Genomic DNA, 13639 nt, shown 5'->3' on the forward strand with positions numbered 1-13639 from the left:
GATTTTATCTATCTTTTATAAAAAATAAAAACCTTTCCTGATTACGGAAAGGTGATTTTATTTCATCCAAGTACTTTTAATTGATTCAATTGCTCTGTTAAGTTTTTAAATGCTTGTTCATCATGCTTATCAAGTGCTTCATCGATTTCCTTAAGCAGGCGGTCCCTCTGAAAATACAACATGCTTCTTTCTAAAAATTGTTCAGCTAGCAGCTGATCCTTTTCGTTCGCTGCCGTAGATTTCGGCATGAAGGGATTGCTTTCCAGTACCGCTGCATATTGATAGGAAGAGTAAGATGATTTAAAGTTAAGCTGAATATAAATATCTTCATCCCGATTTAAGCGGATATCGTGAAAGGATTTCTCTGCATCGGTCGTCATGATATTAGACTTATAGAACCTGAAAGGGACCTCATCCACACAATGTGTCGACATTATTAGTCCACGTGGGCAATATTGGGCATTTTCTACAAAATGAACCTTTTTCATTAGTTGATCATGACTCATTAAGTAATTCAATATCCACACGCATTCTCTTCGTTTCAGTTGATAATGATTTAAAAACCACCGAATAAAATCCTTCTTCTCATTCACAGAAACAGGGGCAGCCACCATGAATTCCCTCCTCTGTCTAGATTTAGTTTTATTTCCCTTATCTACATTCCATCTGTACTTTCACCTAGCCGCTCCAAAATCATCACATACTCATCATTCGCTGGGTTTATCTCAAGCAGCTTATTAAATATTTCTCTAGATGTGGCTCTGTCTCCTTCTTCAATTAAAAAGAAACCATAGTCTTCCAGGAAATCTTGATTGTCCTTGAATGAATTATATGCTTTATGATAGCTGGTTAATGACTCTTTAAATTGTTCGGTGTGTTGATAAGATACAGCAGCGATCCATTCAAACTGCGGATCATCCTCTCCATATCTCCTAACTTCACCAATACACTCCAATACATCTTCATACCTTTCGTGATGCATATACAATTTCAAGAGGGTGAGTGCAGCTTCCAAATAACCTGGATCTATGGCAAGAGCTTCTTTAAATAGATTTTCCGCCTCTTCTTCAAGTCCGCTTTTCAAGGCTATCTTTCCGCCGAAGAAGTAAAGTTCCTTATTGAATTCATCAGCCTTGATTCCTTCTTTGACCACTTTCAAGGCATTTTCCAAATCTTCAAGATGTTCATAACTCTTTGCCAGATATAAATATAGGGAATGGTATTCATGATCCATTTCTTTCAGTTCTGTAAACTTACGAACGGCTGTCTCGTAAAGGCCTGCCTGAAATGCTGTAAATGCATATTCAAATAGGGTATTGATTTCAAGTCCCTCATTTAAGGCCTTTTCAAAGTGCGGAAGGGCCTCCTCGAACTTTCCGGAGCTGCTTAATGCTTCAGCAAGTCTCTGATTGACATTGACTCCTGCGATTTCTTGTTCCTGTTCCAAAACCCTTATGTAATTTGCAATGGCTTCCTGATCCCTTCCTTGATGAAAGTACAGTTCACCTAACGCAAAATCAATGATGACTTCATCTGGAAGTATTTCCTTGGCCTGAAGCAATTTTCGTTCACTGACCTCATCCATCCCCTGTAATTGATAAAGGTCCGCTTCTAAAAGTAAAGCACTTGGATATACTTCATCATCTACACTCACTTTTTCAAGCATTAGCATCGCTTCATCTTCCTGGTCCATGTCAATCAGGATTTCCGCCAACGAAACAATCAATTCTCCTTCATCAGGATAAAGTTCCAATAGATGTTCAAATAGATCCTTTGCCTCCTCCACAAAACCAAGCTGGAGCATTTCCTCGGCCAGCATCAATATGTCCTCTGCTGACTCTGATGATTTAATTCGATTTATATGTTTAAGAGCTTCAGTTAATTCCCCTTTTTTTAAATGCTGTACAACTTGTTCCACTGTGTTCATTGTTGATTCCTTCCTTTTGCATGATAGACTTGGTTTCTAGTCATACACACTCACGCCATAATGTCATCTTCTCTGCCATAAAGAACCAAATACCCTTGTAATCGTGAGATGCATAGTAAACAGTATTCATTAGTTTACCATACTGTAGCCCTGTATTCCATTGATGAAGTCCCCTCCATTCTCATTAAAAAAAGGTTACTAGTTAATTCTCCATTCTACGGTCAATCTCCTTTTTGATCAGGGATCCCTTTTTCATAATTTTCTTGAATAATAGAGGCATAAAAGCCTGTATGTTAGCGCTTTCAACACTTTCAAGCAAGTAAAAAAAAGTTTACAAACCAAATAAGGTTTGTAAACTTTTTATATATTTACTTTATCAATTGTGTCAAATGCCCAAAAAATTGTGGGTATGATACATCTATGGCATCAGGGTCAGCAAGTTCCACTTCCCCATCCGTTATTAAAGCCGCGACAGCGAGCATCATCCCGATACGATGATCTCCATGACTTGTAACCTTGCCCCCATTGAGGGCTTTACGTCCATTGATAATCAATCCGTCTGCTGTCGGAGTTATATCTGCCCCCAGGATGGAAAGCTCATTTGCGACCGTATCAATTCTATTTGTCTCTTTCACTTTAAGTTCTGCTGCATCCTTGATTGTCGTTATCCCTTCAGCCTGTGTTGCCAGAAGTGCAATTACCGGTATTTCATCGATGAGACGGGGAATTAGTTCACCGCTGATGGTGGTTCCTTGTAAGCGGGAGCTTCTGACAGTGATATCTCCTGCAGGTTCACCTTCACTCGTCTTCTTCTCTATCGTAATATCTGCCCCCATCGATTTCATGACTTCGATGATTCCAGTCCTTGTCGAATTAAGGCCCACATTCTTTAACACTACTTCACTATTTTCCGTAATCGCTGCAGCCACCATGAAGAAAGCCGCTGAAGAAATATCACCCGGCACATGGATGGTGGTTCCTTTGAAGACTTGATTTCCGCTTACTTTGATCGTTTGACCGTCCTTTTCGATTTTCCCGCCAAACTCTTGGATCATTCGTTCAGTATGGTCACGGGTCTCTTCTGGTTCGATAATGACCGTTTCCCCTTCAGCCTGTAAGCCTGCCAAGATTATTGCTGATTTGACCTGCGCACTTGCCACAGGCAATTCATAGCGAAACCCTCGTAACTTGCCTCCTCTTATGAAGAGCGGGGTATATTCGGCTCCTTTACGGCCATCAATGACCGCTCCCATCTGACGAAGAGGGTTTACTACCCGTGTCATAGGACGTTTGGCTATCGATTCGTCCCCTGCCAGCACAGCCGAAAAATCCTGCCCTGCCAAAATCCCCATCATTAACCTTATTGTGGTACCAGAATTTCCGACATCCAGCACTTCTTCCGGTTCCTTTAATCCATTAAAACCTTTGCCTTCAATTCTGACGTGCTGGCCTTCTTGTTCAATATGGACACCAAGCTGCTTAAAACAGGAAATCGTACTTAAACAATCGGCTCCTGGAAGAAAATTAGTGACTGTCGTTTCCCCCTCGGCAAGGGCTCCGAACATTACCGAACGATGGGAGATGGACTTGTCTCCCGGTATGGCAATCGAACCACGTAATGATTGGATGTTCGTTTGTAATTTTTTTGTATTCATACAACCATCCTTCCTTATTATATTATGCCAGGATCGTTTCATAATCTGTATGTCTTGAGATACAATCTGCGGCTTTTATGCGATCTACATCCGTTTGGAAGCTGATGACCAGCACACCATATATCTCTTCCCTTGTTTCTATGATCCTTATGTTTGTAATGCTGATACCTTCTTGTGCCAAATATCCGGTAATCTCAGAAATTATTCCGGCATAATCCGGTATATCGATATATAAATCATAAAACGCTGGTATGGCGCCTTTCGCATCGGTTGGTAAATCATCCCTGAAAATCTTGGCATCAGTAAAGAATCGAAGGATTTCTTCACTATCTTCATTTGCTACCAACCCTTTTATATGCTCCATTTCATTCTGCCAATCATTCATTAATTCAAGTAACACATCGCGGTTATGTAACAAAATGTCACGCCACATTTCCGGACTGCTTGAAGCAATTCTTGTAATATCCCGAAAGCCACCAGCTGCAAGCCTTGAAATTAACTTATTTTCCTTACTATAATTTTCTGCCTGCTTGACCAGCCCTGATGCGACAATATGCGGAAAATGACTGATGACTCCAGTCAGCTTATCATGTGTAGCAGGGGTGACAACCAAAAAGTTCGCTCTTGTCCCTTGTAACCACTCTTTCAATTGCTCAACTTTTTCTTCGTCAATTGAATCTCCAGGCGTTAGCAAATAAAATGCATGTTCAAATAAATGCAGTTTGGCTGCCCCGGCGCCGCTTTTATGTGAACCAGCCATAGGGTGCCCCCCAATGAAGGCCACCCCTTTATCTATCAATGGTTTTGCTGCCTTAACCACTGTATCCTTCGTACTTCCTGCATCCGATATGATGACATTGCTTTTTAAATCCATATTAGCTAATTGAGCTAATATCTTGACGGTTTCATTGACAGGCACAGCAAGTAGAATCAAATCAGCTTCACATGCTCCCGCTTCCAGAGATGATACAGAATCATCAATGATCCCCAATAGCATCGATAGTTGAATATTCTTTTCACTTAGGTCCGTACCAACAATCACGGCTTCAGGATGTGCATGGCGTATGGCCATGGCCAATGATCCGCCAATTAAACCTAGACCTATTACAAAAACCTTTCCCTTCACTCTTCTCTCCCCCGCATCTTTTATGCTCCTCTAGGTTTGATAAAAACGTTAAAGCAGCGAATCAGAAGGTGCCTCAACTTCATTCAAGAAAGTTTTAATAGCGTTAATCATTCCTTCATTTTCTTCAGTAGATCCAATCGTTACCCTTAGGCTGTTAGGAAAGCCGAAGGATTTCCCCGATCTTGCAATGTATCCGCGCTCAAGCAAATATTGAAACACCACATCGGCATCCTGTTTAAAATGGATAAAGATAAAATTACCTTGTGACGGGTAATAAGCTAAATTTTCCATATTGCAAAATTCATAGTACCGCTTGAGCCCTTTTTGATTTTCTTCCTTGCATTTTTCAATGAAAGCTTGATCTTCCAAAGCGACGATAGCAATATTCTGTGCGAATGTGTTGACATTGAATGGTTCCCGGGATGGATCTAGTTTCTGAATAATATCCTCATCTGCCAAACCATACCCTACCCTAAAACTTGCAAGCCCATAAATTTTTGAAAATGTACGAAGTATGATCAAGTTTTTAAATTTATTAATCCATTGATTCGTTCTCGGGTAATCCTCAGCCGTTGCATATTCACAATAAGCTTCATCCAGAACGATAAGAACATCCTCCGGCACTTTTTCGATGAACGATAATAAGTCCTGTTCCGAAATGTATTTACCAGTAGGATTATTGGGTGTACAAAGCCAGACAACAGCCGTTTTTTCATCTATAACTTTTAGCATTCCTTCTAGATCATGAGCTCCGTCTATATGTGGAACTTCCCTTATTTCCGCACCTTCTAGCGTAGCATTATGGCGATACTGCGAAAATGTGCCTGTTGCCATGACCGTATTCTTTCCAGCTCCCAATAGGCTTCTGGAAATGATTTGAATGTTCTCATCTGATCCATTCCCAAAAATAAGCTGAGTTTCTTTCACACCTGTATGTTTTGCAACAGCTTCCCTAAGCATCGTTGCATATCCATCCGGATAGATGGCAAAAGAATGGGTTGAATTCCTAACGGATTCCTTGACCTTTTCAGAACAGCCAAAAGGATTTTCATTTGAAGCCAATTTCGTTATTTTTTCCAGCCCGTATAATTTTTTCACTTCATCAGTGGATTTTCCCGGCTGATAAGACTTCAAGGATAGGACCGCTTCATTCCATTTCATGTCAATCACCCCTATATTTTTTCACTTAAAGTAAAAAAGTGTTAGAATCGTATTCATATTCATATATTAAAATCATCTTATATCTATCTTTTTTGTTTTAAATCTGGTCGTAATACGGTAGCCCCTGCCTGGTATACATGCTGTATTTCTTTTTGAGATTTCGCCGTATTTACATGGATCATAACCCGGATGCAAAACGGCAAGGAATTGCTCACCGGTATTTCTTTCATGCATGTGACCGGTACATAGGTCCAGCCTTCGAATTTCCTCAAGGCTTTGGCAGGGAAGACAGAACGAATCTCATCCGTAGCAGAAAAAAATACAGAAGCCACCATATCGGGGTCAATCTCGTTGACCTGAATGATTTCTGCCATCAACTTTTCGACAGCGGCAATCACTTCCATTTCTGAGTCTTTTTCTACTGTTGTGGCACCCCTTATTCCTCTTATCACACATAGTTCCCCCTTATCCTGAACCCTATATCATATCAACCATTTCCTCTATCAGCTCAGAGTCGGCTATATCCATTAATAGTGGTGAACCCACTTGCTTTAGCAAGACAAAGGTAGCTGCATCATTGACTGACTTTTTGTCTGTTTTCATTAAATTAAGTAAAATTGCACTTTCCAGTCGGGTTGGAATGGTAACTTGATAACCTAAAGAAGATACCCAATTAATAAACTCCTCTAGTTTAAAATCGAGATCCTCTTTCTTTTTGCTTAATTTAAGAGCATATACCATCCCGATTAAAATGGATTCCCCATGCGTAAAGTTTCCATATCCCATTGAACCTTCCACTGCATGTCCAAGCGTATGACCAAAATTCAAAAAGGCACGAATGCCGTTTTCCTTCTCATCCTCTTCGACAATTTTAGCTTTAATGCCAATCCCTTTTGTAATCATTGTTAGGAATTGCTCATCCGTTATATCATTCAAATCCATAATATTCGACTTTAACCATAGATAAAACTCATTATCGGCTATCAAGGAATGTTTAATGACTTCAGCAAAACCTGACCTTAATTCTTTAAGAGGCAGGGTTTTTAAAAATTCAAGATCATATATGACCGCTTCAGGTTGATGAAAGGCACCAATCATATTTTTTCCTAGTGGGTGATTGATGGCAACCTTGCCGCCCACCGCACTATCGTGAGCGAGCAAAGTCGTCGGAACCTGTATAAATGGAATCCCTCTCATAAAAGTAGCCGCAACAAATCCAGCCAAGTCGCCGACTGCACCACCACCAAGGGCGATAATCAGCGACTTTCGATTAATCTGTTGTGATAAGCAGTAACTTTGGCATTCATAAAACACATCGAATGTTTTAGCATGCTCCCCCTCTGGCACAACATGATGCAGGACCGGTTTCCCCGTCTTGATCAGGGTGTTTTTCACGGTTTGCAAATGTAATTCCGCCACTTTCTCATCAGTTATGATCAGAATCTTGTTTAAATGATTTAATTCCTGTGTTATTAATTCGGGTAATTCATTTATCGCCTTCTTGCCAATTAAAACCGGATATTGCTTGGAAGCCGTTTTTATTTGGATGGATTCCATGATTTAAAACCCCTTTACTTCTTTCCGATATGATCTAATGTATTCCGCTAATTGCTCAAAACGATCTGAAGGGAATTGCTCAACGATCGCAGCCGCCAGTTCCCATGCCACTACTGCCTCAGCAACCACTGCTGCGGCAGGAACTGCACAACTATCAGAACGTTCGACACTTGCTTCGAACACTTCCTTCGTATCAATATCAACACTTTTCAAAGGTTTATATAAAGTAGGGATCGGCTTCATTACACCGCGCACAACTATCGGCATTCCAGTAGTCATACCGCCTTCAAAACCGCCAAGGCGATTGGTTTTCCGGTAATACCCCTGTTCTTCATCCCATGCGATCTCATCATGGACATCACTGCCGAATCGATGGGCCGCTTCAAACCCAAGACCAATTTCTACCCCTTTAAATGCATTGATGCTCATTATCGCAGCGGCAAGTTTTGCATCAAGCTTACGGTCATAATGCACATAACTTCCTACACCCACCGGCATTCCTTCTACAATGACTTCAACGATGCCGCCGATGGAATCCCCTTTTTGTTTCGCTTCATCAATTGCGTCCTTCATCTGCTGCTCTACGTTTTTATCAAAACATCTAACAGATGATTCTTCTGTCACCTGCTGCAATTGCTGAATCGTTTCGTACTTTAGCGGTTCTGCCTTCACTCCACCAATTTCCAAAACATGTGATGCCACTTCTATCCCCAATAAAGACAAAAGCTTTTTAGCGACAGCCCCTGCTGCTACCCTTACGGTCGTTTCACGGGCTGAAGACCGTTCCAAAACATTTCTTAAATCGCGGTGCCCGTACTTAATCCCACCGTTCAAATCAGCATGACCAGGGCGAGGCCGGGTGATTTTACGTTTGATTTCTTCAGCTTCTTCCTCTGAGAGCCCTTCACTTCCCATGATCTTCGTCCAATGCTTCCAGTCGTCGTTCTCAACCACTAAAGCCACCGGTGATCCTAGTGTGTAGCCGTGTCTGATTCCCGAAGATATAAAAGCTTGATCTTTCTCTATCTGCATCCTTCGTCCACGCCCATGCCCTTTTTGCCGGCGTCCTAATTCTTGATTTATATCCTCAGTCGTAATCGGCATTCCTGCCGGTAATCCCTCAATAATAGTAGTAAGTTGCGGACCATGCGATTCTCCCGCTGTTAAATATCTCATCTTCCAGCCCCCTTTTAGCACTTTAAAGTGTATATGTATCAATATACCACAATTTTATGAGTTGTGGGTATATGTAAAACGTAAAAACTATATTGTTTGAATTTTATCACTTTTCATTCTATTTTACATGTTCACCAACATTTTCGATATAGTTTAATCTTTCCGATCCATGGGTCCTACGTTTGCCTGATTCCATGGCAAACGAAAAGGGACTGAATGCGCATGCAGATTCAGCCCCTTTTAACAAGTATTTACTTTTTCTTATAAAAAAATGTGTCGACCGTTTCAAATTGATATTTTCCAGGAGTGAATATTTGCTCAGTACTTCCTACAAAGAATATCCCGCCGCTGTTTAGAGACGCACTGAATTTTTCATATAATAAACTTTTGGCTTCTTCAGTGAAATAAATTAAAACATTGCGGCAAACGACTAAATCGAACCCCCGATCGAACCGATCCGCAAGAAGATTTTGCTTTTTAAATGTCACTCTCTTCTTGATTTCATCATTGACACGATAAAAACTTCCTTCTTTTTCAAAGTATTCCCTTTTTATTTCTTCCGGCACTTCAGTTAAGGACCGTTCAGGATAAATCCCCAATTCCGCACGCGCCATTACATTTTCATCCAAATCCGTCGCCAAAATCTCTATCTGGCTAAGTGGAACGAGATTGGATAACATCATTGCAATGGTATATGGTTCCTCACCCGTTGAACAGGCCGCACTCCAAATTTTCAACTTTTTTTTGCTTCCTAATAGCCCGGGAAGGATTTTCAGCTCTAGCACTTCCCATCTTTTCGGATTTCTATAAAATTCGGAAACATTGATTGTCATTCTATCCAAAAACTCAATTAAAACTCCAGGACAGGTTTGAATGTCTTTATAGTATTCACGAAATGAATGATAACCTCTTTTTTCATATAGAGATGTTAGTCGCCTTTTCATTTGCCCTTCCTTATATGATGCCAAATCAATGCCTGTCAACATTTTGATATTACGAATGAACTCTTCATATTCTTGAGGCATTCCTACGACTCCCCTGTACATAATTTTTTTAAGTGGTTCTTCTCTTTATATATCGGAGAGTGCCATATTTTCTTTAAACTAAAAATATTCCCTTACGATTGCAGCTCTAAAATAAAGGCTGTTTTCACATACTTTGTTGCTATTTACCAGGTAGTGAGTTGTGGTTGATTTCCCCTCCAGATGCTCGCTTTCCGTGGGGCGGGCGGTGAGCCTCCTCGGCGTCAACGCCTGTGGGGTCTCACCTTTCCCGCTGCTCCCGCAGGAGTCTCGCACTTCCGCTCCAATCAACCTTAAATAGTTTCGTTTTAAAAACAATAATCTTTACGAAAAGAGCCAAAATAAAAAAGCAATTCAAAAAAAAGCGGATTCCATCGAATAATGTCGATGGAACCCGCTTTTTATATAATGATCGTATTAATTAATAAACCCACTCGTTAACAAGTTTTGAATACTCAACAAGCTCTTCTTCTTTGAAGAATAAACCAATTTCACGTACAGCACTTTCAGCTGAATCAGATCCGTGAATGATGTTTTTGCCAACAGTTACGGCAAAATCACCACGAATTGTTGCTGCTGCTGCATCTTTAGGGTTAGTAGCACCCATCATTTGACGTGCAGTAGCGATTACATTTTCACCTTCCCAAACCATTGCGAAGACAGGACCTGAAGTAATGAAGTCCACTAATTCGCCAAAGAAAGGACGTTCTTTGTGCTCGCCGTAATGTTGCTCAGCCAATTCCTGGGAAATGACCATTAATTTTGCTCCTGCAAGAAGGAAGCCTTTCTTTTCAAAACGGGAAACGATTTCACCGATTAAATTGCGTTGAACGCCGTCAGGCTTTACCATTAAAAATGTTCTTTCCATGAATGTCACTCCTAATATGTATCATTGTTATTTGCCTTTATAAGGCAATCCTTTTAGAATATTACCATTGTTTGATAAGTTTCGCAACTCCTAGTATCAAAACTTTCTTTTTCCGATATTTTTTGCGATATCGGATAAAGTTTTTCTGGCTTTAATAGCAGGAAGACCTTTCAACTCAGTAAAAGCCTTTTCTAAATACATATCACTGATTCTCGCTGCCTGTTCAATGGCCCCGGAAGATTTTATCGCATTGATTATATGCGACATTTCGTCTTTTGGCGTATCTTCCCGAACTGTTTCGATAAGTTTTTTCAACTTTGGATCTTCCATTGCAATCAAAACGGGTAAAGTGATATTCCCTTGAATCAAATCACTTCCGGCTGGTTTCCCAAGCTCTTCTTCCGAAGCCGTAAAATCCAATATATCATCTGTGATTTGATAAGACATACCGACATAATATCCGAATTTAAATAGCTTTTGGTGAACTTTCTCTTCAACCCCCGCTGAAATTGCTCCCAACTGGCAGCTGGATGCAATCAGTAATGCCGTTTTTCGTTTGATCCTTCTAAGGTATATCCGCCAATTCTGTTCGAAATTGTATTTATCTTTTATTTGTTCAATTTCCCCAAGACATAGTTCAACCATAGTATCAGCGAGAATTTGATGCGCAAGAGGAGACTCGATCACCGCCATCATTTCCAGTGCACGAGCAAAAATGAAGTCGCCTGTATACATGGCGACACGATTATCCCATTTTGATTTAATGGTCGCAGATCCCCTGCGTAAATCCGCATCATCCACAACATCATCATGTACAAGGGAAGCCGTATGAATCAGTTCCAATGTCGCTGCAACATGCTTTACGACATGGATATCATAACTGCCAAACTTCGCACCCAATAGGACGAATACCGGACGGATCCGCTTTCCACCGGATTGCAGTAAATGCAGGGAAGCTTCCCTTAAAACAGTGGAATCCGCTTCAATTGCGGCTTCTAGTTCTTTTTCTATTAATTGCAAATCTGCATTCAAAAATGAATACATCATTTTAAATTTCATACATTCCACCCAGCTTTGTCCATTGCTATTATGCTTATTTTGAAGGCTTGTACCCGAAATGTGTTGCTGCAACACCGCCGAAATGTGCCTTGTAACTGACATTTTCCATTCCAGCCTGCTTGAACATGCTTTCAAGCTTTTTCATGCCTGGGAAATCACGAGCTGACTCCTGCAACCATGAATATTCGCTATAGCTTTTTGCGAATAATTTGCCGAACATGGGCATGATGAAACGGAAATAAAAATAATAGCCCTGTTTAAAACCAAGCATAGTCGGCTGTGAAGTATCCAGGCAAACGACCATTCCACCCGGCTTGGCTACCCGGTTTAACTCTTTAAGCACTTGCATGTAATCAGGGACATTCCGCAGCCCGAAACCGATCGTGACATAATCAAAGCTATTGTCCTCAAAAGGCAGTTCCATTGCATTCCCATGCCTTAGGGACACTTGATCTAAATTGAGTTCATTCACCTTTTGTTCGCCGATTTTCAGCATGTTCTTACTAAAGTCCAAACCAACAACCTTTCCTTCTGGTCCTACTTCGTTAGCAAGGGCAATGGTCCAGTCCGCTGTTCCACAGCATACATCAAGTGCATGGGCGCCTTTTGGGACATTCATGATGGCCATTGTAGCCTTCCGCCATTTAAGATGCTGTTTAAAGCTGATGAGGGAATTCATCTTGTCATAGTTTCCATAGATCTTTTCAAAGACATGATGAACTTTTTGCTCTTTAGACTGCTCCATGACTCACCCTTCTTTCACATATGAATTTGCGATACTCTCTGTTTGCTCCAAGATGACATTCACTCTTTCCTGAAGTTCATCACCCAATTTAGACAGCTTCCGCATCGAGCACTGTACGGATTGCCTGGCATCCCTTAGGCACTTGTCGAATTGGGTCCGTACCCGTTCTTCTTTTTCTGACATCAGCATGGTTCCACTAATCGAGTCATCAAAAGGCATTTCCCTTAGGACATCAAAAACTATCGATTGACCCGACTTCAGATAACTCCTCTTCTCGGCAAGCAACCGATTCAAAAGCAGCAGATCTTCCGATATGTCTATCCAGTCAGGCTGATTATAGTAATCCGCCAGTTTATGAATCAGCGAAGCCTCGATCGCTTTTATCGTCTTTAAAAGCGTTGGCACATCATTAATGGACCCTTGTTGATAAAGGATGATTTTATTATCATTTATTTTTTTTATCGCGCTTGAAAGGATACGGATCATATCAACATTCCCTACACTGGCAAGCCCTTGATAGTATAAGCCACTATAGTAATCGCCAGCAAGCACTTGTAGTTGGCGATTTTTCAAAACCTCAGGCAACTCGACTCCTTCACCAGAATTCGATACGATTTCATGGGTATCCAGAGCAATTTGCACTAACATTGTTGAAATGATGTATTGATTCCGTTTTTCGCTTAAAACGTCCAAATCGCTAAACAATCCCCAAAGCAATAACAGTTTATCTTCATCTAAGCTTGGCTTTTGTATATACTTCAATAAATATGGATGTTGAGCTTTCGTTTCTATTAATCGTTTTAATTGCCTTATGTCGTCCGTTATGTTTAACAATTGAGATCACCCTTGCATCCCCGAAAGATAATTTTTTTCATACATATTGGTTTCTGTCCGTGTAAAATACACATTATTATACCATAAAAACAACCAGATGAAATGGACAACGTTTATAAAAAGAAACTTCCAAAACTAAGGAAACCATCGTCTTTTGTTCTTCAAAAAAATGGATGCGGGAAATTTACAGCTTGTTAAACGCGATATCAGATGATTGATTTAATATTTAACCCATTAAAGATAAGCTATCATTTGTCAGATGCATTCTTTTTAGAATCACTTTCTATCTCCCCGAATGGAGTATAAACTTTTGCATGTCCCCTGATTTTTATCGCCGAGGTGTGCTCCGTGAATTGTGCTATCATAACCTCTCCTGAGTCAAGTTTTTCAGAGTGATGAAACTTGGTGTCGGTTCCTCTTGTTAACCCGATGACATTCACACTATCCTCAATGGCTTTGATTACGACAAAATCATTCAGAATCTTTTTTTCATTCATTTTTCCTTGCCC

At 40.6% G+C, this 13639-nt stretch carries 14 protein-coding genes; all 14 read right to left on the bottom strand.

Features of this window, described 5'->3' with window-relative positions; genetic code table 11:
* Positions 1-62: 62 nt before the first annotated feature.
* The 14 genes from UP17_RS15365 to mtrB all read right to left on the bottom strand — a co-directional run bounded on the left by UP17_RS15365 (position 63) and on the right by mtrB (position 13627).
* The gene (locus tag UP17_RS15365; protein WP_061463867.1) at positions 63-614 is read right to left on the bottom strand and encodes a ReoY family proteolytic degradation factor; all 552 of its coding nucleotides are present in this window, start codon (positions 612-614) and stop codon (positions 63-65) included.
* A gap of 41 nt (positions 615-655) precedes the next feature.
* The gene (locus tag UP17_RS15370) at positions 656-1927 is read right to left on the bottom strand and encodes a tetratricopeptide repeat protein (protein WP_061463868.1); all 1272 of its coding nucleotides are present in this window, start codon (positions 1925-1927) and stop codon (positions 656-658) included.
* A gap of 368 nt (positions 1928-2295) precedes the next feature.
* Positions 2296-3582 (bottom strand): 3-phosphoshikimate 1-carboxyvinyltransferase, encoded by a 1287-nt coding sequence (gene aroA, locus UP17_RS15375; protein ID WP_061463869.1) that lies wholly within the window; start codon positions 3580-3582, stop codon positions 2296-2298.
* 22 nt (positions 3583-3604) lie between these two features.
* Positions 3605-4708: a prephenate dehydrogenase gene (locus UP17_RS15380; RefSeq protein ID WP_061463870.1), complete on the bottom strand. Its 1104-nt coding sequence runs from the start codon at positions 4706-4708 to the stop codon at positions 3605-3607.
* 48 nt (positions 4709-4756) lie between these two features.
* Positions 4757-5869, bottom strand: coding sequence for a histidinol-phosphate transaminase (hisC, locus tag UP17_RS15385; RefSeq protein WP_061463871.1), 1113 nt, complete (start codon positions 5867-5869; stop codon positions 4757-4759).
* A gap of 83 nt (positions 5870-5952) precedes the next feature.
* Positions 5953-6321 (bottom strand): chorismate mutase, encoded by a 369-nt coding sequence (gene aroH / locus UP17_RS15390; protein ID WP_061463872.1) that lies wholly within the window; start codon positions 6319-6321, stop codon positions 5953-5955.
* 25 nt (positions 6322-6346) lie between these two features.
* A complete protein-coding gene (aroB, locus tag UP17_RS15395) occupies positions 6347-7426 on the bottom strand; it encodes a 3-dehydroquinate synthase (RefSeq protein ID WP_061463873.1) in 1080 nt (359 codons plus the stop codon).
* 3 nt (positions 7427-7429) lie between these two features.
* On the bottom strand, positions 7430-8602 hold the full coding sequence (aroC, locus tag UP17_RS15400; RefSeq protein WP_061463874.1) for a chorismate synthase: 1173 nt from the start codon (positions 8600-8602) through the stop codon (positions 7430-7432).
* A 251-nt stretch (positions 8603-8853) separates the two neighbouring features.
* Entirely contained in the window at positions 8854-9627 is a 774-nt protein-coding gene (locus UP17_RS15405; RefSeq protein ID WP_061463875.1) for a CheR family methyltransferase, read from the bottom strand.
* Between the two features lie 418 nt (positions 9628-10045).
* Positions 10046-10492: a nucleoside-diphosphate kinase gene (ndk, locus tag UP17_RS15410; RefSeq protein ID WP_034308008.1), complete on the bottom strand. Its 447-nt coding sequence runs from the start codon at positions 10490-10492 to the stop codon at positions 10046-10048.
* A gap of 96 nt (positions 10493-10588) precedes the next feature.
* Positions 10589-11551, bottom strand: a complete 963-nt coding sequence (gene hepT / locus UP17_RS15415) for a heptaprenyl diphosphate synthase component II (RefSeq protein ID WP_061463876.1) — start codon at positions 11549-11551, stop codon at positions 10589-10591.
* Between the two features lie 34 nt (positions 11552-11585).
* Entirely contained in the window at positions 11586-12296 is a 711-nt protein-coding gene (locus tag UP17_RS15420; protein ID WP_061463877.1) for a demethylmenaquinone methyltransferase, read from the bottom strand.
* A gap of 3 nt (positions 12297-12299) precedes the next feature.
* A complete protein-coding gene (locus tag UP17_RS15425) occupies positions 12300-13130 on the bottom strand; it encodes a heptaprenyl diphosphate synthase component 1 (protein ID WP_061463878.1) in 831 nt (276 codons plus the stop codon).
* A gap of 248 nt (positions 13131-13378) precedes the next feature.
* Entirely contained in the window at positions 13379-13627 is a 249-nt protein-coding gene (gene mtrB / locus UP17_RS15430) for a trp RNA-binding attenuation protein MtrB (protein WP_061463879.1), read from the bottom strand.
* Positions 13628-13639: the final 12 nt, after the last annotated feature.

The organism is Peribacillus simplex (assembly GCF_001578185.1).
In the GTDB taxonomy this organism is placed as follows: domain Bacteria; phylum Bacillota; class Bacilli; order Bacillales; family DSM-1321; genus Peribacillus; species Peribacillus simplex_A.